Annotated in this window: 24 protein-coding genes; 17 read left to right on the forward strand and 7 right to left on the reverse strand. The window is 70.1% G+C overall.

Features of this window, described 5'->3' with window-relative positions:
- The first annotated feature begins 59 nt into the window (after positions 1-59).
- From serB to ACFVM3_RS38545, 4 genes are read left to right on the forward strand one after another with little or no spacing between them, the layout of a single operon-like run.
- A complete protein-coding gene (gene serB, locus ACFVM3_RS38530; protein WP_378444769.1) occupies positions 60-1,289 on the forward strand; it encodes a phosphoserine phosphatase SerB in 1,230 nt (409 codons plus the stop codon).
- Positions 1,286-2,044 carry a peptidyl-tRNA hydrolase gene (locus ACFVM3_RS38535; protein ID WP_378444770.1) on the forward strand — a complete coding sequence of 253 codons (759 nt, stop codon included), beginning with the start codon at positions 1,286-1,288 and terminating at the stop codon, positions 2,042-2,044. The genes serB and ACFVM3_RS38535 overlap by 4 nt, the downstream gene beginning before the upstream one ends.
- 17 nt (positions 2,045-2,061) lie before the next feature.
- Entirely contained in the window at positions 2,062-3,804 is a 1,743-nt protein-coding gene (locus tag ACFVM3_RS38540) for a serine/threonine-protein kinase (RefSeq protein ID WP_378444771.1), read from the forward strand.
- Between the two features lie 12 nt (positions 3,805-3,816).
- On the forward strand, positions 3,817-4,221 hold the full coding sequence (locus ACFVM3_RS38545; protein WP_378444772.1) for an OsmC family protein: 405 nt from the start codon (positions 3,817-3,819) through the stop codon (positions 4,219-4,221).
- Between the two features lie 73 nt (positions 4,222-4,294).
- Here the strand turns inward: ACFVM3_RS38545 and ACFVM3_RS38550 are convergent, their stop codons facing one another.
- The 3 genes from ACFVM3_RS38550 to ACFVM3_RS38560 form a co-directional block, all read right to left on the reverse strand.
- Positions 4,295-4,648, reverse strand: a complete 354-nt coding sequence (locus tag ACFVM3_RS38550) for a hypothetical protein (RefSeq protein WP_007028272.1) — start codon at positions 4,646-4,648, stop codon at positions 4,295-4,297.
- Between the two features lie 57 nt (positions 4,649-4,705).
- A complete protein-coding gene (locus tag ACFVM3_RS38555; RefSeq protein ID WP_257484622.1) occupies positions 4,706-6,763 on the reverse strand; it encodes an ATP-dependent DNA helicase in 2,058 nt (685 codons plus the stop codon).
- A gap of 125 nt (positions 6,764-6,888) precedes the next feature.
- Entirely contained in the window at positions 6,889-7,479 is a 591-nt protein-coding gene (locus tag ACFVM3_RS38560; protein WP_378444773.1) for a biotin transporter BioY, read from the reverse strand.
- Between the two features lie 143 nt (positions 7,480-7,622).
- Here ACFVM3_RS38560 and ACFVM3_RS38565 point away from each other — a divergent pair, with 143 nt between their 5' ends.
- The gene (locus ACFVM3_RS38565) at positions 7,623-8,285 is read left to right on the forward strand and encodes a hypothetical protein (RefSeq protein WP_378444774.1); all 663 of its coding nucleotides are present in this window, start codon (positions 7,623-7,625) and stop codon (positions 8,283-8,285) included.
- Between the two features lie 68 nt (positions 8,286-8,353).
- Here the strand turns inward: ACFVM3_RS38565 and ACFVM3_RS38570 are convergent, their stop codons facing one another.
- Genes ACFVM3_RS38570 through ACFVM3_RS38580 form a run of 3 tightly spaced genes read right to left on the reverse strand, consistent with a single transcriptional unit; the run spans position 8,354 to position 10,904 of the window.
- Positions 8,354-9,007, reverse strand: a complete 654-nt coding sequence (locus ACFVM3_RS38570) for a bifunctional 4-hydroxy-2-oxoglutarate aldolase/2-dehydro-3-deoxy-phosphogluconate aldolase (protein ID WP_378444775.1) — start codon at positions 9,005-9,007, stop codon at positions 8,354-8,356.
- Positions 9,004-9,579, reverse strand: coding sequence for a nicotinamidase (locus ACFVM3_RS38575; RefSeq protein WP_007028267.1), 576 nt, complete (start codon positions 9,577-9,579; stop codon positions 9,004-9,006). Before ACFVM3_RS38575 ends, ACFVM3_RS38570 begins: the two co-directional genes overlap by 4 nt.
- Positions 9,580-9,599: 20 nt before the next feature.
- Positions 9,600-10,904: a nicotinate phosphoribosyltransferase gene (locus ACFVM3_RS38580; protein ID WP_378444776.1), complete on the reverse strand. Its 1,305-nt coding sequence runs from the start codon at positions 10,902-10,904 to the stop codon at positions 9,600-9,602.
- Between the two features lie 74 nt (positions 10,905-10,978).
- Here ACFVM3_RS38580 and clpS point away from each other — a divergent pair, with 74 nt between their 5' ends.
- The 7 genes from clpS (at position 10,979) to ACFVM3_RS38615 (ending at position 15,482) form a co-directional block, all read left to right on the forward strand.
- Positions 10,979-11,278, forward strand: coding sequence for an ATP-dependent Clp protease adapter ClpS (gene clpS / locus ACFVM3_RS38585; protein WP_005165655.1), 300 nt, complete (start codon positions 10,979-10,981; stop codon positions 11,276-11,278).
- Positions 11,275-11,832 (forward strand): DUF2017 domain-containing protein, encoded by a 558-nt coding sequence (locus tag ACFVM3_RS38590; RefSeq protein ID WP_034308812.1) that lies wholly within the window; start codon positions 11,275-11,277, stop codon positions 11,830-11,832. The genes clpS and ACFVM3_RS38590 overlap by 4 nt, the downstream gene beginning before the upstream one ends.
- Complete coding sequence (locus ACFVM3_RS38595; RefSeq protein ID WP_378444777.1) at positions 11,829-12,821, forward strand: P1 family peptidase; 993 nt, start codon at positions 11,829-11,831, stop codon at positions 12,819-12,821. Before ACFVM3_RS38590 ends, ACFVM3_RS38595 begins: the two co-directional genes overlap by 4 nt.
- Positions 12,822-12,951: 130 nt before the next feature.
- A complete protein-coding gene (locus tag ACFVM3_RS38600) occupies positions 12,952-13,359 on the forward strand; it encodes a Mov34/MPN/PAD-1 family protein (protein ID WP_378444778.1) in 408 nt (135 codons plus the stop codon).
- A gap of 71 nt (positions 13,360-13,430) precedes the next feature.
- Entirely contained in the window at positions 13,431-13,703 is a 273-nt protein-coding gene (locus tag ACFVM3_RS38605) for a MoaD/ThiS family protein (RefSeq protein WP_005165659.1), read from the forward strand.
- A 3-nt stretch (positions 13,704-13,706) separates the two neighbouring features.
- Entirely contained in the window at positions 13,707-14,657 is a 951-nt protein-coding gene (locus ACFVM3_RS38610) for a PLP-dependent cysteine synthase family protein (protein WP_378444779.1), read from the forward strand.
- A 111-nt stretch (positions 14,658-14,768) separates the two neighbouring features.
- Positions 14,769-15,482 carry an aspartate/glutamate racemase family protein gene (locus tag ACFVM3_RS38615; protein ID WP_378444780.1) on the forward strand — a complete coding sequence of 238 codons (714 nt, stop codon included), beginning with the start codon at positions 14,769-14,771 and terminating at the stop codon, positions 15,480-15,482.
- Here the strand turns inward: ACFVM3_RS38615 and ACFVM3_RS38620 are convergent.
- On the reverse strand, positions 15,443-16,315 hold the full coding sequence (locus ACFVM3_RS38620) for an arylamine N-acetyltransferase (RefSeq protein WP_378444781.1): 873 nt from the start codon (positions 16,313-16,315) through the stop codon (positions 15,443-15,445). The genes ACFVM3_RS38615 and ACFVM3_RS38620 overlap by 40 nt on opposite strands.
- Positions 16,316-16,397: 82 nt before the next feature.
- Between ACFVM3_RS38620 and ACFVM3_RS38625 the strand changes: the two genes are divergently transcribed.
- From ACFVM3_RS38625 to rdgB, 5 genes are read left to right on the forward strand one after another with little or no spacing between them, the layout of a single operon-like run.
- Positions 16,398-17,066: a rhomboid family intramembrane serine protease gene (locus tag ACFVM3_RS38625; protein WP_378444782.1), complete on the forward strand. Its 669-nt coding sequence runs from the start codon at positions 16,398-16,400 to the stop codon at positions 17,064-17,066.
- On the forward strand, positions 17,063-17,869 hold the full coding sequence (murI, locus tag ACFVM3_RS38630; protein WP_007028257.1) for a glutamate racemase: 807 nt from the start codon (positions 17,063-17,065) through the stop codon (positions 17,867-17,869). The genes ACFVM3_RS38625 and murI overlap by 4 nt, the downstream gene beginning before the upstream one ends.
- A gap of 30 nt (positions 17,870-17,899) precedes the next feature.
- Complete coding sequence (locus ACFVM3_RS38635; RefSeq protein ID WP_378444783.1) at positions 17,900-18,667, forward strand: MBL fold metallo-hydrolase; 768 nt, start codon at positions 17,900-17,902, stop codon at positions 18,665-18,667.
- A 23-nt stretch (positions 18,668-18,690) separates the two neighbouring features.
- Complete coding sequence (gene rph / locus ACFVM3_RS38640; RefSeq protein WP_378444784.1) at positions 18,691-19,467, forward strand: ribonuclease PH; 777 nt, start codon at positions 18,691-18,693, stop codon at positions 19,465-19,467.
- Entirely contained in the window at positions 19,464-20,069 is a 606-nt protein-coding gene (rdgB, locus tag ACFVM3_RS38645; protein WP_378444785.1) for an RdgB/HAM1 family non-canonical purine NTP pyrophosphatase, read from the forward strand. The genes rph and rdgB overlap by 4 nt, the downstream gene beginning before the upstream one ends.
- The last annotated feature ends 39 nt before the right edge of the window (positions 20,070-20,108 follow it).

The raw sequence follows: 20,108 nt of genomic DNA on the forward strand, positions 1-20,108 counted from the left end.
GCCTCACACAGGGGCAAGGCACGCGCCTTTTTCGTCCGTGGCTGAGGGAGACTGACCCCGTGACGCAGACACCAGTTCTCATCACCACCACCGGTCCTGACAAGCCGGGTGTGTCCTCGGTGCTGTTCGCCGTGCTGTCGCGCCACGACGTCGACGTCCTCGACGTCGAGCAGGTCGTCATCCGCGGCCAGCTGGTGCTCGGCGTGCTCGCCGGCGTGTACCGCGACCCCGAGGGCCTGCAGGAATACGTCGAGCAGGCGATGGCGTCGGTCGGGATGGAGGTCGAGGTGAAGATCGGCTCGGCCATCGGCGCCGACCCGTTCGCCATCGGCCAGAAGGACTCGACGCATGTCCTGCTGATGCTCGGCCGCCCGGTGACCGCGCGGGCGTTCTCCGACGTCGCGCGCCGTCTCGCCGCGCTGGACGTCAACATCGACTCGATCCGCAGCGTCGCCGATTACCCGGTGACCGGGCTGGAGCTGTACGCCTCGCTCGCCCAGGACACCCCGGAGGCCGACGCCGCGCTGCGCACCGCGCTGGCGGACGCCGCCGTCGAGGCCGGGATCGACATCTCGGTCGAGCGGGCCGGGCTGGCCCGCCGTGCCAAGCGGCTGGTCGTCTTCGACGTCGACTCCACGCTCATCCAGGGCGAGGTCATCGAAATGCTCGGCGCGCACGCCGGCGTCGAACCGCAGGTCCGCGAGATCACCGAGGCCGCGATGCGCGGCGAGCTGAACTTCGGCGAGTCCCTGGAGCGCCGGGTCGCGCTGCTGGAAGGGCTTCCGGAGACGGTGCTGGACGAGGTCGCCGCGTCCATCGAGCTCACCCCTGGCGCGCGCACGACCATCCGCACGCTGAAGCGGATGGGCTTCCGCTGCGGGGTCGTCTCGGGTGGTTTCACCAAGATCATCCAGTCCCTTGTGGACGATCTCGGCCTCGATTTCGCCGCCGCGAACGAACTCGAAGTGATCGACGGCAAGCTCACCGGCCGGGTGGTCGGGGACATCGTCGACCGCGCGGGCAAGGCGGTGGCGCTGCGCCGGTTCGCCGAGGAGTACGAGATCTCGCTGGAGCAGTGCGTCGCCGTCGGTGACGGGGCGAATGACATCGACATGCTGTCGGTCGCCGGGATGGGTGTCGCCTTCAACGCGAAGCCCGCGCTGCGCGAGGTCGCCGACACCGCGCTCTCCCACCCGTACCTCGACGCCGTGCTGTTCCTGCTCGGGGTCACCAGGTCCGAGATCGAGGCGGCCGACGCGGCCGACGGTCTGGAGCTTTCGCGGCCATGAGCGTGCTGGAACCGCTGGCCGCGCGCTACGCGTTCTGGCTGGGGCTGCCCGCCGAGGACACGGTGGACACGTCGGACGAAGATCCCGCCGAGGTCCGCGCCATGCCGGTGATCCTGCGGATGGAACGGGCCGAACCGCCGTCCCGGACCGCGTTGCTGGAAGCCGCCGCGGCGGCCGCGGTCGCGGTCTGCCTCGACGAACGTGCCGAGCCCGAGGGCGAATGGCACGAGCCGCTCAAGGCGTGGGTCGACGGCCGGATCCGCAAGGTCGCCCGGCGGGCCCGCGGCGCGCACTGGCGGGCGGTCCAGGAACTGCCGGGGATCACGGTCGAGGTCGACGGTGCCGAGGCACGGGCCTTGCTTCCCTGCCGCGTCGCCGAGACGCCGAAGGAGGTCTCGCGGTTGCAGATCTCCGGAAGCGAACTGCCTGCCGACGAGCCGGGACCCGCGCCGGCCGGGGTTCCGCGGCTGCTGCTGAACCCCGAGGTCTCGATGACCGTCGGCAAGGGCTCGGCCCAGGTCGGGCACGCGACGATGATCCTCGCCGCACTGCTGGACGAGGCCGAACGGGCGGCCTGGGCCGAGACCGGGTTCCGGTGCTCGGTGCGGACGCCGCCGGTCGCGATCTGGAAGGCGCTTTGCCCGGTCGAGGATCCCGAAGGCTCGTGGCGCCGTGACGGTGTCGTCGCGGTCCGGGACGCCGGTTTCACCGAAGTCGATCCCGGAACAGTCACGGTCATAGCCCAAAGGGCTTAGCCTCCTATACTCCCCGCATGGGTGACCGGCTGATCGCCGGGCGCTATCGCTTGGAGGAGCGGATCGGCGCCGGGGGCATGGGTGTGGTCTGGCGTGCCACCGATCTGGACCTCGGCCGGGTCGTCGCCCTCAAACGCTCGCAGGCCGGGGACAGCGGCCAGATCCGGCGCGAGGCGCGGATCGGCGCGGGCCTCCATCACCCGAACGTGGTCACCGTCTTCGACGCCGTGATGGACGGTGACGATCGCTGGCTCGTCATGGAATATCTGCCCGCGCGCAGCCTCGCCGACGTGATCGACTCCGAGGGGCCGCTGCCACCCGGCAAGGTGGCCAAGATCGGTGTCCAGCTCGCCGCGGCGCTCGCGGCGATGCACGAGAAGGGCATGGTCCACCGCGACCTCAAACCGGGCAACGTCCTGGTGGCCGACGACGGTACGGCCAAACTCACCGACCTCGGCATCGCGCAGTGGGCGGAGGTGACCCGCACCGGCGGCGGCCTCGACGTCGGGACGCCCGGCTACGTCGCGCCGGAGATGGCCGAAGGCAGACAGGCGGGTGCCGCGGCGGACGTGTTCTCGCTCGGCGCGACACTGTTCGCCGCCGTCGAGGGCACTTCGGTGTGGGGAGACGCGAGTGTCGGGCCGTTCCTTCAGCTCCGGCGCGCGACGTCGTACACGCTGGAACCGATCCGCCGGGCGGGGCCGCTGGCGCCCGCGCTGATGGAACTGCTGCGGCGCAAACCCGCCGGGCGGCCGGACGCCGTCCGCGCCGCCGAGCTGCTGTCCGAGGTCGCGGACGTCGCGATGCCCGCGCGGACGCGACGTTTCCGGGTGACCAAACGCGCCATCGCGATCGCGGCCGTCGCGGCGGTGCTGATGCTGACCGGGGGCCTGCTCTACGCCACGAAGGAACCCGCGTCGATCGCGGCGGGCCCGCCGTCCGAACTGGTCGGTGACCGGCGGACGGCGGATCCTTGCGCCCTGGTCGATCCCTCCGCGCTGAACCACCTCGGGTCCCCTGAACTGGACAGTGCCGGGGGCAATTTCAACTCCTGCGGTGTCCGGCTGCGCGTGAGCCCCGACGAGGACGACATCGTCGACATCCGCCTCGAACTGACGACACCGACGTCACCGCTGCTGGAGAAGCCGATGCCGGGGAAGCTGATCGTGCGCGAGATCCCGAGCGACTCCGAAGACAAATGCGCGCGGGGAATCCCGCTGCCGGACGGCAACCAGGTGTGGGTGCACGCCCGGCATATCCGGAACTGGCACGCGCAGCTGTGCGATTACGTCGACCCTGTGGCCACGCACGCCGTGAGCGTGCTGAACCGGGAGCCGATCAAGCGGCGGCCCGCTCCGTTCCCCGCCGGTTCACTCGGCGGTCTCGACGCCTGTGCGCTGGGCGGGGACCTGCCGGAGGCGATCGTCGGCGGCGTGGCCACACCGGATCCGGTCTTCGGGAACTGGGAGTGCTACTGGAACCATCGCGAGACCCAGGTGACGATCCGGTTCGAGCGGAAGCGGGCGCCGCTCGACGGCAGACGGGTCGCTCTCGGATCGCGGGAAGCCTTCGTCGAGGTCTCGGCCGAGCGGAAGGCTTGCCGGGCCGAGATCCCGCACCGGACCTTCGGCGGCGACGGGCGTGCCATGATCGAGACGGTGGAGATCTACGTCGCGGACAAGGTCAAGCAGCCGCAGGAGATGTGCCCGGCCGCGGAACGGCTGGCCGGCGAGATCGCCCCCAGGCTGCCGCCACTCTGAAAGGGGAGACCCGTGTCTTTGGAAGTCCAGCGCGACGGTGAGCACCGCTTCGTCGGCCGCAACGAACGTGGTGCCGAAGTCGTGATCGGCCGCAAGGGTGCCGAGGGCGCCTTCTCACCCGCCGAACTGCTGCAGATCGCGGCGGCGGGCTGCTCGGCCGTCACCGCCGAGAACCTCATCACGCGCCGGATCGGGGAGGACTCGAAGTTCCGGGTCGGCGTGACCGCGGACCAGCGGGAAGGCGCTTCAGAGCTTGACGCCGTCCACGTGGCTTTCGACGTCGACGTGTCCTCGCTGGCCGCTGAGGAGCGCGAGGCGCTCGCGGGGGCGGTGGACCGCGCCATCGAGCGGCTGTGCACGGTGAGCCGGACGTTGAAGAAGGGCATCCCGGTCACGGAGAGCTTCCCGGTCGAGTAAGCCCCTCCGGATGCTATGAAAGGTCCTTTCCTTGCAAATTTTGCAAGGAAAGGACCTTTCATAGCATTCGGGCTCAGTGTTTGGCGGCGTGGCCTTCGGCGCTCCAGACCACGTACGCCTCGTCGGCGTCGGTGGTCATGGCCTCGATGAACTTTTCGTTGTCGAAGCCGGGCAGCGTCTGCAACCGCTCGATCAGGGCGTCGGCGGCCGGGTCGCCGCTGGGGATCGCGGTGCCCTTCCCGTCGGCGCCGGCGAGCATGAAGAAGACGTCTTCCTTCCACGGGCCTTCAGGGATCACTCTGACCACCACCGCGGACAGCTCGGACCACGTGACGGCTTCCTCGCTTCCGTCCGCGAGCTGGCGCCGCACTCCGGTGTCATCGACGCTGACGGTCCGGGATTGTGCGTTGGGCGACTCGTGGGACAACCGGTTCTCCCTGTCTTCGGCGTTCCGTTAACGGTACTCGGCCGTGTTCCAGGCCACTCAGGCCGGGGCGGCGGCGTCGAGGCGGCGCAGCGCGTCGCGGGCGACCTTCGGATCCATGGTCGGCCAGAACGGCGGCAGCGAGGCGCGCAGGAATCCGCCATAGCGGGCGGTGGCCAGGCGCGAATCCAGGATCGCCACGACCCCGCGGTCGCTGACCGAACGGTGCAGCCGCCCGGTGCCCTGTGCGAGCAGCAGCGCGGCGTGCGTGGCCGCGACGGTGAGGAAACCGTTGCCGCCTCGGGCTTCCACGGCTCGTTGCCGCGCCGAAGAGACCGGGTCGTCCGGGCGGGGGAACGGGATCCTGTCGACCACCACGAGCTGGAGCGACGGGCCGGGCACGTCGACGCCCTGCCACAGCGAAAGCGTGCCGAACAGGCAGGTGCGCGCGTCCTCGGAGAACTTCTGCACCAGCAGGCCGGTGGCGTCGTCACCCTGGCAGAGGATCGGCAGGTCGAGCCGCTCCCGCATCTCCTCGGTGGCCTGCTTCGCCGCGCGCATCGAGGAGAACAGGCCGAGCGTGCGCCCGCCCGCGGCCTCGATCAGCTCGGCCAGCTCGTCCATGGTCGAGGGCTGCAACCCGTCCCTGCCCGGCGGCGGCAGATGCTTGGCCAGGTAAAGGATCCCGTTGCGCTTGTGGTCGAACGGGGAGCCGACGTCGAGGCCGGTCCATTTCGGGCCGTCGGCGTCGTCGCTGTCGGCGGGGGCGGCCTTGTCGGTCGCCGCGCCGGGCGCCTTTTCGACCCGCATACCGCCGGGCGGGAGACCCCACTGCCGGGCCATGGTGTCGAACGTGCCGCCCAGGGTCAGCGTCGCCGACGTGAGGACGGTCGTGTGCTGGTTGAAGACCCGCTCCCGCAGCAAACCCGCGACACCCAGCGGGGCGACCTTCAGCGCGGGCGGACGCGGGTTCGTGGAGAAGCGGTCCCCGGTCAGCCAGACGACGTCACGTTGATGTGCCTTGTCGTCGTCGAAGGCTTCGAGCAGCCGGACCGCGGTGTCGTGGACCTCTTCGAGCAGCGACCGCGCCAGCTTGCGGGCCGTGGCCTCGTCGACGTCCTCTTTCCGGTCCTTGCCGAGCGCGGTGAGGCAGCGATGCGCGGCGTCGCGGACCGCGGGGATCGCGCCGGTGAGGGCCTGCGGCAGCGAATCCATCCGGCCGGACGGCAGGTCGTCGAGGATCAGCGCCAGCCCGTCGCTCGCCTCCAGCAACTGGTCGGCCACTTCGTCGTCGACCAGTTTCCCGCAGCGGCGAGCGGCCGCGGAGACCATGCCGCTGGTCAGCTCGCCGGTCGCCACGGACGTCACGCGGTCCACGAGGTCGTGCGCCTCGTCGATGATCACCAGGTCGTGTTCGGGGAGGACCTGGTAGCCCTGCAGCGCGTCGATCGCCAGCAGCGCGTGGTTGGTGACCACGACGTCGGCCTTGCCCGCCTCGGCGCGGGACCGCTCGGCGAAGCAGTCCGTGCCGATGGGACACCGTGAGGCGCCCAGGCATTCCTTGGCCGTGACCGACACCTGACGCCACGCCTGGTCCGAGACGCCGGGGACCAGCTCGTCGCGGTCACCGGTTTCCGTGTCGGACGACCATTCCCGCAGCCGGGTGACCTCCTTGCCGAGCCGGGAGACGGCGAAGGGGTCGAACAGTTGCTGGTCTTCCGGCTCGTCCGGGGCGCCGGAATCGAGCCGGTGGAGGCAGAGGTAGTTACGGCGGCCCTTGAGGATCGCGAAGGTGGGCTCGCGGCCGAGCGGCTTCTTCAGCGCCTTCGCCAGCCGGGGGAGGTCCCTGTCGACGAGCTGGCGCTGCAGCGCGATGGTGGCCGTGGAGACCACGACCGTGGCCTCCTTCTCGACCGCGTGCCGGATCGCGGGAACGAGATAGGCCAACGACTTCCCGGTGCCCGTGCCCGCCTGGACGGCCAGGTGCTCGCCGGTGCGGATGGCACGGCCGACGGCGTCCGCCATCTTGACCTGGCCCTCGCGCTCGGCACCGCCCACGGACTCGACCGCGTGGGTCAGGAGTTCGAGGACACCGGGGAAGTCAGCACGGGAAGGCACGGGACAAGACGATAGCCGGGGGCACCGTCAAGATCGTCCGCCCCGTGCGATGAAAGGTCCTTTCCTTGCAAATTTTGCAAGGAAAGGACCTTTCATGGCAGCTCGTGGGGCTGTGAAAGGACCGGTCACGAATCCTTGCGGAAGCGCGAGACGAGCGCCCAGGTGCCCGGAAGCAGCGCCGCCGCGACGGCGATCTTCAGCGCGTCCCCGATCAGGAACGGCACGACACCCTTTTCGAGCGCGGTCGACAGGCCGAAGCCGGTCGACGCCATCAGCCACGGCACGCCGACCGAGTAGATGGCGAGGTTGCCCAGCACCATCGTCCCCGCCGTGCGCAGCGGCGTGCGGTCCCCGCCGCGCCCGGCGAGCGCGCCGACCAGCGCGCCGGCGAGCACGAAGCCGACGATGTAGCCGGCGCTGGCGCCGAACAGGCCGGAAGAACCGTTCTGGAACCAGCCGAATCCGGCCGCGCCGACGGCGAGGTACAGCGCCATCGACAGCGCGCCGCGCTTCCAGCCGAGCGCGGCGCCGACCAGCAGGGCGGCGAACGTCTGGCCGGTCATCGGCACCGGGGAGCCGGGCACCGGGATCAGGATCTGGGCGGCCGCACCGGTCAGGGCGGCGCCACCGGCGACCAGGACCGCGTCACGGACCAGTGCGCCGGGAACGAGGTCGGCGAGGACCGGACGGGCGCCGGCCACAGACAGCGAAGACACTCAGACCTCCTATGAGTACACGAATGTGAACCGAGGTTAACGTCAGAAGACGGGGCGTGGACCGAATGTCGGCCACCTCACGGTCCACTCGACCGGGTGGCATGACCCTGCACGGGACCGGCGGTTGGTGGAGGCTGCCGGATATGAGGAAACCCGTTTCGAGGCTGTTGTCGGTGACGATGCTGACCGGGGCGCTGGTGGCGGGAGGCCCGGCGGCCGCGTCGGCCGGGCCCGCGCCCGCGACGGCGGCCGCGTCGGTCGGTTCGCTCGACGTGGAGATCGGCGGCGAACACATGATCACGGGCGAGCTCGCGCCGTGCGACGTCGACGGTCCCTTGACCGCGAAGACCCAGGGCGGCGCCGTCGGCGACTTCGCCCGGTTCGGCGGCGGTGAGTCACGCTGCGGCCGGAACGGAGCGGTGGCCGTCGGCGAGGCGGCCGGACGGCGGTTCGAGACCACCCTCCTCAAGCGGTTCGGCGGTCCGGTGATCAAGGTCCGCACGTTCATGGCGAAGTGCAGCACCACCGAGGACGGCAGTCTCGGCTACATCGAGTTCGGCGACGTCACCGGCTTCACGTTGCCGGAGATCATCCCGCAGAACTACCGGCTGACCATCGCGGGCGGCAAGGGCGGGACGGCGCTGGCGTCGCTCACGGTCAACGAGACCGTCACGCCGACCCCGCCCGACGGGAGCCTCGTGACGCACATGCTGCACATCAAGCTGTTCCCGCAGGGCGGCGGTCCGGCGAAGGGCGACATCTACCTCGGGACCGCGCGCTGCGACCCGTACGGCAAGAAGCCCTGACGCCCGCGTTCAGTCCTCTGGACGCGGTCCTTGCACACGCAAGTACCGCATCCAGAGGACTAAACGCGTCAGATGCGCGAGACGTATTTCGCGGCCGCCGCGACGAACTCACTCGCGCGGGCCGCCAGATCCGCCAGCGACCCCTTCGAGGTGAGCGCGTCACCGACCAGCGGCGTGGCGGCCGCGACCGCGATCGAGCCCGCCTCGAGGTACTTCGCGACGTCGGCGAGATGGACGCCGCCCGTCGGGACGAGCGGGATGTCCGGCATCGGCGCCCGGATCGCCCGCAGGTAGGCGATCCCGCCGACGGCCGCGATCGGGAACACCTTCACCGCGGCCGCGCCGAGACGCCACGCCTGGTCGATCTCGGTCGGCGTCAGCGCGCCGCAGATCACCGGCAGCCCGCGTTCGTGCGCGCGCTCCATGACCAGCGGGTTCACCGTCGGCGTGACCAGGAACGTCGCGCCGGCGTCCGCCGATTTGTCCACATCGGACACCTCGCGAACGCTCCCGGCGCCGATATGCGCGTCGTCGCCGAGCTTCTTGCGGATGGTCGCGATGGCGTCCGTGGCGCCCGGCGTGGTCAACGCCGCTTCGAGCACCCGCACGCCCGCCGCGTGCAGCACCGTGGCGGCGTCGGCGAACCGGCTCGCGTCCGCGGCCCGCAGGATCGCGACGAGCCGGTTTTCGATCAGGGTGTCCTGGAGGTCGTGCTGGATCATGCGGCCGGGACCGGCGCCTTCCCGGTGTAGGTCACGCCCGCCTCGTCGAAGTCCTTGAGCGCGGCGTCGACCGTCGGCTGCGAACCGCCGACCGTGAGGTCCAGCAGCACCCGGACCTTGAAGCCCGCCTTCGCCGCGTCGAGCGCCGTCGCGCGGACGCAGAAGTCGGTCGCGATGCCGACGACGTCGACCTCGGTGACGTCGTGCTCCTTCAGCCACGCGTCGAGCGTCTTGCCGTCGCGCGCGTTGCCTTCGAAACCGGAGTACGCGGCGGTGTACTCGCCCTTGGAGAAGACCTCGCTGATCGGGACCACGTCGAGCGCGGGGTGGAACGACGCGCCGGAAGTGCCCGCGACGCAGTGACGCGGCCAGCTGTCCTTGAAGTCCGGCGTCTCGCTGAAGTGATCGCCCGGGTCGATGTGGTAGTCGCGGGTGGCGACGACGTGCGCGTAGCCACCTTCCGCGGCCTGCTTGGAGATCGCTTCGGCGGCGGCGGCGCCACCGGGCAGGCCGAGCGACCCGCCCTCGCAGAAGTCGTTCTGCACATCGACCACGATCAAGGCGGTCCCCATGTGATGCTCCTGAGTTCTCTTTAGACGAATACGGTCGGGATGGCGGGCTCCCCGTGCGAGAGCTTGAGGCCCTCCCACGGAAGGCTCACCAGCGCCCGCCGAAGCCGCTGGCGCGCGTCGTCCAGCGTGGGCAAATCATCCACCGTCCGGCCGTCCCGGACCAGCGGAATCTGCAATTCGTGGTCGTTCGGTCCCTGTTCCGGGACCTCGGACGCGGCCGTCCAGATCACCTCTTCGACGGCGGTGCCGGTCTCGCGGTGCCGTCGCAGCGCGGATTTCCGGCCGCCCCTCGACTCCTTGTGCGCGCTGCGCTTGGCGACCGGCCTGCCGTCGACCTCCACGAGCTTGTAGACCATCCCGGCGGTCGGCGCGCCGGAACCGGTGACGACCGAGGTCCCGACGCCGTACGCGTCGACGGGTTCCGCCCGCAACGCCGCGATGGCGTGCTCGTCGAGGTCGCCCGAGACCACGATGCGGGTGTCCTTGGCGCCGAGGGCGTCCAGCTGCTCGCGGGCCTTGCGCGCCAGCGGGCCCACGTCGCCGGAGTCGATGCGGATCGCGCCGAGTTCGGTCCCGGCCACCCGGACGGCCGTCTCGATACCCTTGGTGATGTCGTAGGTGTCCACCAGGAGGGTGGTGTCGGCACCCATCTGGTCCACCTGCGCGCGGAACGCGGCCTCTTCGCTGTCGTGCAGCAACATGAACGCGTGCGCGACGGTGCCCCGCGTCGGGATGCCGTAGCGGCGGCCGGCTTCGAGGTTGGAGGTCGTGGCGAAGCCGGCGAGGTACGCGGCCCGCGCGGCGGAGACGGCCGCGTACTCGTGCGTGCGGCGGCCGCCCATCTCGATGATCGGCCTGCCGTGCGCGGCACCGGACATCCGCGCGGCGGCGGACGCGATCGCGCTGTCGTGGTTGAGGATCGAGAGGATCAGCGTCTCCAGCACGACGGCCTCGCCGAAGGATCCGGTGACGGTCAGGATCGGGGAGCCGGGGAAATAGAGCTCGCCCTCGGGGTATCCGTCGATGTTCCCCGAGAAGGAGTAGTCCGCGAGCCACGAAAGGGTGGCGTCGTCGACGACGGCCGTCGCTTCCAGCTGGCTCAGCTCGGCGTCGGTGAACCGGAAGTCGGCGATCGCGTCGAGGACCCGCCCGGTGCCCGCGACGACGCCGTAGCGGCGGCCGTCGGGCAGACGACGTGCGAAGACCTCGAAGACGCAAGGCCGGTCCGCCGTCCCGTCGGACAGGGCGCTGGCCAGCATGGTCAGCTCGTAGTGGTCGGTGAGCAGCGCGGTGCTGGCGCCAGTGGCCGCCTCGGGGAAACCCATGGCACCAGCCTATTCACCCACATGGCCGGACCTGCCAGCCCATACCGGAATGGGCCCGTGACACCATGGAGTGCATGTCCACGCCTGTCGCATCCGAGCAGACGCAGGTTGATCCACAGGGAGTAGAGGTCGTCTCTGAGGACAAACCCTGGCGGACGGTCGTCTGGAACGATCCGGTGAACCTCATGTCGTACGTGACGTACGTGTTCCAGAAGCTGTTCGGTTACAGCCGGGACCACGCGACGAAGCTGATGCTCGACGTGCACCAGAAGGGCAAGGCGATCGTGTCGTCCGGTTCCAAGGAGAAGGTGGAGACCGACGTCGCGAAACTCCACGCGGCCGGCCTCTGGGCCACCATGGAGCAGCCTTCATGAACGGATGGCGCCGCAAGGGCGACACCATCGTCGCGGGGTTCGAGCAGCAGGAGGCCGCGGTGCTGCGCGGCCTGGTCAGCCAGCTGGAGGACATGCTCACCGCGCGCGCCGAAGAGGCGCCGCAGGACGAGCTGGCCGAGCTGACCGGTATCCGGATGGGCCCGACCGAATCGCCGGACGACCCGGTCCTGTCCCGGCTCCTGCCGGACTTCCACAAGCTGGACCCGGACAACCCGACCCGCGAGGACATCGACTCGGCCGCCGCGATGCGCTCGATCCACGAGCCCGAGCTGCTGGACAAGAAGGTCGGCGTCGCCAAGATCGTGCTGGACACCCTTCCGCGTGACGGCGGGAACGTCCGGCTGACCTTCGAGCAGGCCGACGCGTGGCTGGGCGCGCTCAACGACGTCCGGCTCGCGCTGGGCACCGCGCTCGACGTCACCGAAGACATGCCCGACGAGCTGCCCGAAGACGATCCCCGTGCGCCGCATCTCGGCGTCTACCACTGGCTGACCTGGGTGCAGGAGACCCTCATCCAGTCGCTGACATCATGATCACCGACGTTCCGGGGGTGCTGGTCGGGCAGCACGAGCGGGTCGGCGACGGCTGGGCGACCGGGACGACGGTCGTGCTGGTCCCCGGTGGCGCGGTCGGAGCCGTCGACCAGCGCGGTGGCGCGCCTGGCACGCGCGAGACCAACCTGCTGGAGCCGGAGAACCTGGTCCAGCACGTCAACGCGATCTGCTTGTCCGGCGGGAGCGCGTACGGCCTGGCCGCCGCGGACGGCGTCATGCGCTGGCTCGCCGAGCGGAATCTCGGCATCCCGGTCGGTACCGAACCGCACGAGGTGGTGCCGATCGTGCCCGCCGCGGTTTTGTTCGACCTGCCGCGCAGCGAGTGGGGAAACCGTCCGGACGCCTCCTTCGGTTATGCGGCCTGCGAAGCGGCTGTCGGGGGTCCGGTCGCGCTCGGAACCGTCGGCGCGGGCGCAGGCGCGAAGGCGGGATCACTCAAAGGCGGGATCGGGACGGCCTCGGAGAAGGTCGGCGAGTTCACCGTCGGCGTCGTCGCCGCCGTGAACGCCGCCGGCGAGGCCGTGGATCTCTCGACGGGCCGCGCCTACGCGGCTGATCACGAGATCGACGGCGAGTTCGGCGTCCGTTGGCCTGATCGGCCAGGCGAGGTCGAGGCGAAGGCCGCGGGTCTCAACACGACCATCGGCGTGGTCGCGGTCGACGCGGCGTTGTCCAAGGCCGAGGCGCGGCGGCTCGCGGTGGCCGCGCAGGACGGTCTCGCCAGGGCGGTGCGGCCCGCGCACACGATGTTCGACGGCGACACGGTGTTCGCGCTGGCGACCGGCGACCGGGAACTTCCCGGCGGCGCGGGTCCCGTCGCGGCGGCGCGGCGTGCGATGGTGCTGGACACGCTGTGCTCTGCGGCCGCGCGGGTCTTCGGGCGCGCGATGGTGCACGGTGTGCTCAATGCCACTTCCGCCGGAGGCATGCGCGCGTACCGCGACGTCTGGCCTGAGGCCTTCTCCTGACCCCGCGTTTAGTCCTCTGAATGCGGTCCTTGCGTGTGCAACTACCGCATTCAGAGGACTAAACGCGGGTGGGGAGTGGCGGCGATCTCAGAGTGTGGACCGGCCCTTTCCAGCACCTAAGATGGGCGACGTGCTCCGGATCCGCCGTGAACTCGTCGACGAGATCGTCGCCCATGCCCGTCGTGACCATCCCGATGAGGCCTGCGGGGTGATCGCCGGTCCCGAGGGATCGGACAGCCCCGAGCGATTCATCCCCATGGTCAACGCCGCCCGGTCGCCGACGTTCTACCAGTTCGACTCGATGGACCAGCTCAGGCTGCATCGCGAGCTGGAGGCGAATGGCGAGGTGCCCGTGGTCATCTACCACTCGCACACCGCGACCGATGCCTACCCGTCCCGCACCGATGTCTCGATCGCCTCGGAACCCGACGCGCACTACGTGCTCGTTTCCACCAAGGACCCCGATTCGCACCAGTTCCGGTCGTACCGGATCGTGGACGGGGAGATCACCGAGGAGCCCGTCGAGATCATCGGCTGAACCCGGCCAGGGAATAACCCGGCCCGAACAGAACGTCTGCGTAGCAGAGAACCCACCGGAGGTAGAAAACCATGGCCGTGACCGTGTCCATCCCGACCATCCTGCGTACGCACACCGGCGGCGAGAAGTCCGTCGAGGCGACCGGCAAGACCGTGCTCGAGGTGATCGACGACATCGAGTCCCGCCACGGCGGCCTCAAGGCCCGTCTGGTCAAGGAAGAGAAGCTGCACCGCTTCGTCAACGTCTACGTCAACGACGAGGACGTCCGTTTCTCCGGCGGTCTCGAGGCCGAGGTCAAGGACGGCGACACCCTGACCATCCTGCCCGCCGTGGCCGGTGGCTGATCGATGGCTCGCTTCGAGTCACTGCTCGACGCGCTCGGCGGCACGCCGCTGGTCGGCCTTCCCCGGCTTTCGCCCACCCATGACGTGCGGTTGTGGGCGAAACTGGAGGATCGCAACCCGACCGGTTCGATCAAGGACCGCCCCGCACTGGCGATGATCGAGGCCGCCGAGCGCGAAGGCAGGCTTCGGCGCGGCTCCACGATCCTGGAGCCGACGTCGGGCAACACCGGGATCGCGCTCGCGATGGCCGCGAAGCTCAAGGGCTACGGCCTCGTGTGCGTGATGCCGGAGAACACGTCGACCGAGCGCAAGCAGCTGCTGCAGGCGTACGGCGCGCGGATCGTCTTCTCCCCGGCCGCCGGCGGGTCCAACGAGGCCGTGCGCCGGGCGAAGGAACTGGCCGAGGCCAACCCGGACTGGGTGATGCTCTACCAGTACGGCAACCCGGCCAACGCCGACGCGCACTATCGCGGCACCGGGCCCGAACTGCTCAAGGACCTGCCGACCCTGACGCATTTCGTCGGCGGCCTCGGCACCACCGGCACCCTGGTCGGTGTCGGGCGCTACCTGCACGAGGTGAAGCCGGACGTGCAGATCATCGCGGCCGAACCACGCTACGGCGAGCTGGTGTACGGCCTGCGGAACCTCGACGAGGGCTTCGTCCCGGAGCTCTACGACGCGAGCGTGCTCAACGGCCGGTACTCCGTCGGCGCGTACGACGCGCTTCGCCGGACACGCGAGCTGCTGGAGCACGAAGGCATCTTCGCGGGGATCTCGACGGGTGCCGTGCTGCACGCGGCGCTGGCCGTCGCCGAGAAGGCCGCTGCCGCGGGGAAGCCCGCTGATGTGGCCTTCGTGGTCGCTGATGCAGGGTGGAAGTACCTCTCGACGGGCGCGTACTCCGGCTCGCTCGACGAAGCGGCCGAAAGGCTCGACGGGCAGCTCTGGGCCTGATTCATCTCTCCGCGCGCGCCATGAAAGGTCCTTTCCTTGCAAAATTTGCAAGGAAAGGACCTTTCATGGCGTCGGCGGCAATGCACGCGGGGCGCTGGCACGATGGCGCGTATGAAGGCGATCGGGTTGCTGGGCGGGATGAGCTGGGAATCGTCGGCCGAGTACTACCGGCTGGTCAACGAACGCGTCCGCGAGGTGCGCGGCGGGTACCACTCCGCGCGTACCGTGCTGTACTCCGTGGACTTCGCCGAGATCGAAGCGATGCAGGCCGAAGGCCGCTGGGACGACGCCGGGCGGGAACTGAACCGCGCCGCCCTCGCGCTCGAAGCCGCCGGAGCGGACTTCGTCGTTCTCTGCACCAACACGATGCACAAGGTCGCCGACCAGCTCACCGACGGCCTGGGCGTGCCGCTCCTGCACCTCGCCGACACCACGGCGGCCGCGATCAAGGCCCATGAAATCACCAGGGTCGGGCTCCTGGGCACCGGTTTCACCATGGCCCAGCCGTTCTACCGCGAACGCCTCGCCGCGCACGGCCTCGACGTGCTCGTGCCGGGCGAGGAGGACCGCGAGACGGTGCACCGGGTCATCTACGACGAGCTCGTCCACGGCGTCGTCACCGAAGACTCCCGTGAGCGGTACCGCGACGTCATCGCGAGGCTCGTCGAGGCGGGCGCGGAGGGCGTGATCTACGGCTGCACCGAGATCGAACTGCTCGTCGGCCCTGAGGACAGCGAAGTGCCCACCTTTCCCACGACGAGGCTGCACGCCGAAGCGGCCGTGGACTACGCGCTGGGCAAGGCCTCACTCCCTCCCACGGTGTGACGTTCGTGCTGGGCGACGGCCTGCCGCCACAGCCTGTCCTGTTCCTCACCGGTGAAACCCCCGCGCGGCACACCGAAGACGTCCTCGATCGCCGTCCACCACTCGGCCCGTGATTCCAGGACGGTCTTGCCGCCCGGCAAACCGCTCAAGGTCAGCGCGCGCAGCGAATCCACTCCCTCCGCGTCGCGCCGCTGCACCACCAGCGTGCGGACGAAACCGGAATCCTCGGACGTGGACAGCTCGACGTGCTTCTCGGCGAAGTCGGCCATCACGGCCCTCTCCGGCGCGAAATCCATTCCGACGAAACTGCCCTGCGGATCGTGGTCGAGCCGCCAGCCGCCGGGCGTGATCTCCGATGGCCGGATGCGGAACACCAGCGGGCCTTGTTTGTACTCGCCCTCACGCAGCGGGAGCGGCTCGTGGATGCCGTCACCGAGCCCGACGTCGACCAGCCAGCCGGCGTCGGGTTCCTCCGGCAGCCCGGTCACCGTCAGCGCCAGGTGGTTGAGGTGGATTCCGGACGGCGCGCCCGGCATCTGTGCCCCGCTCGGATGCCGGGTGACCTGGTAACCGAGCGCCCGCAGCAGTGCCGAGAACGCGCCGTTGAGGTGATAGCAGTAGCCGCCGCGGCCGGCGGCGATCCGGCCGAACGACACCGCCGGGTCCAGCGAGGTCACCCGGCCCAGCTGGACTTCGAAGTCCTCGTACGGCACCCGCTCCACATGGGCCGTGTGCAGCCGGATGAGCGCGTCGAGGCTCGGCGGCTCGTGCTCGAGGCCGAGTCGCGCGAGGTAGGCGGGCACGTCGACGTGCTCGGAAGAAGGGAACCCCATGTGATCGACCGTAGCGGCACCCACCGACAATTCAGGGTTCTCACGGAGGCGATCACGTCGTTCGCCGTCGTAGCCTGTGGAGGTGACCACTTTGCCTCCCCTGCCGGCCCCGGCGAGCGAGCCGTCCGGTACGGATCCGGCCAAACGCGTCCTGCCCCCGAACCCGAGGGCCGCGGCGATCGTCGCGCTGGCCTTCACCGCGCTGCTCTACCTGGTCGAACTGGTCGACGTCGTGCTGCCCCTCGACCTCGACCGGAGCGGCGGCATCGTCGCCCGTGAACTCTCCGACCTCGACGGGGTGCTCTGGGCGCCGCTGCTCCACGCGGGCTGGGGGCACCTGTTCTCCAACACCGTCCCGGTGCTGGTCTTCGCCTTCCTCGCGATGTCCGCGGGCATCGGCCGGTGGGTGCTGGTGACCGCGATCATCTGGGTGCTTTCCGGTGTCGGTGTCTGGCTGATCTCGCCGGGCGGCACGGTGACCGTCGGAGCGTCCGGCGTCGCCTTCGGCTGGCTCGCGTTCCTGCTGGTCCGCGGCATTTTCAATCGCGCCGTCGGGCAGATCCTGGTGGCCGTGGTGCTGCTCGGCATCTGGAGCGGGATGCTCTGGGGACTGCTGCCCGGTGATCCGAACGTCTCCTGGCAGGGTCACCTGTTCGGTGCGCTGTCCGGCGTCTTCGCGGCCTGGTTGATGGCGCGCGTCGACAGGTCCCAGGCCAGGAAAGCGACCGGCCCCGGTAGCCTCGCCGTGTGACCAAGCCGAGCGCCGACGCCCCCATCGGCGTCTTCGATTCCGGAGTGGGCGGGCTCACCGTCGCCAGGGCGATCTTGGAACAGCTGCCCGGTGAGCAGTTGCGCTACGTCGGCGACACCGCCCGCAACCCGTACGGCCCGCTTCCCATCGCCACCGCGCGCCAGTACGCGCTGGAAGCGCTGGACGACATCGTCGAAGGCGGGGTGAAGGCGCTGGTCATCGCGTGCAACACCGCCTCCGCCGCCTGCCTTCGCGACGCGAGGGAGCGCTACGACGTCCCTGTGATCGAGGTCGTCCTCCCGGCCGCGCGCCGGGCCGTGTCCGCGACGCGCTCCGGCCGTATCGGCGTGATCGGCACCGAGGGCACCGTGCGGTCGCGCGCCTACGACGACGCCTTCAACGCCGCGCAGGACGTCGAGATCACCAGCGTCGCGTGCCCCCGGTTCGTGGACTTCGTCGAACGGGGGATCACCACCGGGCGCCAGGTGCTCGGGCTCGCACAGGGCTATCTCGAACCACTGCTGGACGCGCAGGTCGACACGCTGGTCATGGGCTGCACGCACTACCCGTTGCTGTCCGGGGTGCTGCAGATCGTCATGGGCCAGGACGTCACGCTGGTGTCCAGCGCCGAGGAGACCGCGCGTGACCTCGTGCGCGTCCTCACCGAGGCCGACCTCCTCGCCGAGCGCGACACCCCGCCGCGGCACGAGTTCGTCGCCACCGGATCCGCCGAGCCGTTCACCAGACTCGCTCAGCGGTTCATGGGCTTCGCTCCGGGTGTGCTGGCTCCCACCAGCGCCTAAAATCGCCGATTCCGTGCTTAAGGTGTCACAGTGCGTCTCACGATCCTCGGCTGCTCCGGCAGCATCCCCGGGCCCAACGCCGCCGCGTCCGGCTACCTGATCGAGGCGGACGGGTTCGTCCTGGGGCTCGAACTCGGCAACGGGACGCTCGCCAGGCTCCAGGCGCTGCGCGACCCGTTCGACCTGGACGCGCTGATCCTTTCGCATCTGCACCCCGATCACTGCGCCGACGTCAGCGCGCTCACCGTGCTGCGGCGCTACCACCCCGCGCTGCCGTACCCGGCCAGGCCGCGGCGGCTGCCGGTGTACGGGCCGTCGGACGTGCGGGAGCGGCTCACCTACGCGTACGCGGCGAACGAGGACGAGCGGGCGACCACCGATCTCACCGACGTCTTCGCCTTCGACGTCCTGCGCGCCGAGCCCATGAAGATCGGGCCGTTCGAGGTCACCGCGGTCCCAGTCGACCATCCGACCCCGGCGTTCGGCCTGCGGTTCGCGCACGGCGGCAAGACCCTCGCCTACACCGGGGACACCGGCGTCTGCGACACCCTCACCGACCTGGCCGGCGGCGTCGACGTCCTTTTGTCCGAGGCGTCGTGGACCGACTCGCCCGACCGGCCCGCCGGCGTCCACCTGTCCGGCAAGGAAGCGGGGGAACTGGGACGCAAGGCCGGGGTCGGGCGGCTGCTGCTCACCCACGTCGCGCCCTGGACCGACCGTGACGCGGTCCTCGCCGAGGCGGCCGTCGCGTTCCCCGCGGCCGAACTGGTCGAGCAGGGCGCCGTCTACGACCTCTGACGCGGGGTTCTAGAGTGGCGGCCGTGGCGAGAAAAGACGGCAGGAACGACGACCAGCTTCGCGACATCAAGATCACCCGCGGCTTCCAGCGGTGGCCCGCGGGCTCGGTGTTGATCGAATTCGGCGACACCAGGGTGCTGTGCGCGGCGAGCGTCACCGAAGGCGTCCCCCGCTGGCGAGCCGGTTCCGGCCTCGGCTGGGTCACCGCCGAGTACGCGATGCTGCCGTCGGCGACCAACACCCGCAGCGACCGCGAATCCATCAAGGGCCGCGTCGGCGGCCGCACCCACGAGATCTCCCGGCTGATCGGCCGGTCCCTGCGCGCCTGCATCGACTTGGCGGCGCTGGGGGAGAACACGATCGTCATCGATTGCGACGTCATCCAGGCCGACGGCGGCACGCGCACGGCCGCGGTGACCGGCGGTTACGTCGCGCTCGCCGACGCCGTCACCTGGCTCGGCGCGGCGGGCCGCCTCGCCGACCCGCAGCCCCTTTCGGCATCGGTCGCGGCGGTGAGCGTGGGCGTCGTCGACGGCCGCGTGCGCCTCGACCTGCCCTACGAGGAGGACTCGCGCGCGGAGGTCGACATGAACGTCGTCGCCACCGACGCGGGCACCATGATCGAGGTGCAGGGCACCGGTGAGGGCGCCACCTTCGCCCGGTCCACTTTGGACACCATGCTGGACATGGCGCTCTCCGGCTGTGAGGAGCTGACCCGGTTGCAGACCGAAGCGCTCGCGTTGCCGTATCCCGGCGAACTGCCCGAGCCGCGTCCGGACAAGAAGAAGGGCGCGAAGTGACCAAGCTGCTCCTCGCCACCCGCAACGCGAAGAAGCTCGGCGAACTCCGGCGCATCCTGGTCGCCGAAGGGATCGAGGGCGTCGAGGTCATCGGCCTCGCCGACGTCCCCGAGTTCCCCGAAGCGCCCGAAACCGCTCCGGACTTCGAAGGCAACGCGCTCGCGAAGGCCCAGGACGCGGCCGCCGCGACCGGTCTCCCGGCGATCGCCGACGATTCGGGTATCACCGTCGACGCGCTCAACGGCATGCCGGGCGTGCTCTCGGCCCGCTGGTCGGGGAAGCACGGCGACGACGAGGCGAACCTGGATCTCGTGCTGGTGCAGCTGTCCGACACCCCCGACGAGCGCATGGGCGCCGCCTTCGTCTGCGCGGCCGCGCTGGTCGTCCCCGGCGGCGAAGAAACCGTGGTGCGCGGGGAATGGCGCGGTTCGCTGATCCGGGAACGCCGTGGTACCAACGGATTCGGGTACGACCCGATCTTCGTGCCGGAAGGCGGGACGCGGACTTCCGCGGAGCTGGAACCGTCCGAAAAGGACGAAGCTTCGCACCGGGGGAAGGCGTTGCGGGCGTTGGTGGGGGAGCTCAGGAAGTTGGCGGGTTGAGTCTCGTGAGTGGTGAGGACGGTTAGAACCGTCCTCACC

This window comes from Amycolatopsis sp. NPDC057786, assembly GCF_042797905.1.
In the GTDB taxonomy this organism is placed as follows: domain Bacteria; phylum Actinomycetota; class Actinomycetes; order Mycobacteriales; family Pseudonocardiaceae; genus Amycolatopsis.

Bases quoted from the DNA above. Each gene is read 5' to 3' on its own strand.
- ACFVM3_RS38535 (WP_378444770.1), top strand. From the start codon at position 1,286: ATGAGCGTGCTGGAACCGCTGGCCGCGCGCTACGCGTTCTGGCTGGGG.
- ACFVM3_RS38540 (WP_378444771.1), top strand. From the start codon at position 2,062: ATGGGTGACCGGCTGATCGCCGGGCGCTATCGCTTGGAGGAGCGGATC.
- ACFVM3_RS38565 (WP_378444774.1), top strand. From the start codon at position 7,623: ATGAGGAAACCCGTTTCGAGGCTGTTGTCGGTGACGATGCTGACCGGG.
- ACFVM3_RS38570 (WP_378444775.1), bottom strand. From the start codon at position 9,007: ATGATCCAGCACGACCTCCAGGACACCCTGATCGAAAACCGGCTCGTC.
- ACFVM3_RS38575 (WP_007028267.1), bottom strand. From the start codon at position 9,579: ATGGGGACCGCCTTGATCGTGGTCGATGTGCAGAACGACTTCTGCGAG.
- ACFVM3_RS38580 (WP_378444776.1), bottom strand. From the start codon at position 10,904: ATGGGTTTCCCCGAGGCGGCCACTGGCGCCAGCACCGCGCTGCTCACC.
- clpS (WP_005165655.1), top strand. From the start codon at position 10,979: ATGTCCACGCCTGTCGCATCCGAGCAGACGCAGGTTGATCCACAGGGA.
- ACFVM3_RS38590 (WP_034308812.1), top strand. From the start codon at position 11,275: ATGAACGGATGGCGCCGCAAGGGCGACACCATCGTCGCGGGGTTCGAG.
- ACFVM3_RS38595 (WP_378444777.1), top strand. From the start codon at position 11,829: ATGATCACCGACGTTCCGGGGGTGCTGGTCGGGCAGCACGAGCGGGTC.
- ACFVM3_RS38605 (WP_005165659.1), top strand. From the start codon at position 13,431: ATGGCCGTGACCGTGTCCATCCCGACCATCCTGCGTACGCACACCGGC.
- ACFVM3_RS38610 (WP_378444779.1), top strand. From the start codon at position 13,707: ATGGCTCGCTTCGAGTCACTGCTCGACGCGCTCGGCGGCACGCCGCTG.
- ACFVM3_RS38615 (WP_378444780.1), top strand. From the start codon at position 14,769: ATGAAGGCGATCGGGTTGCTGGGCGGGATGAGCTGGGAATCGTCGGCC.
- ACFVM3_RS38620 (WP_378444781.1), bottom strand. From the start codon at position 16,315: ATGGGGTTCCCTTCTTCCGAGCACGTCGACGTGCCCGCCTACCTCGCG.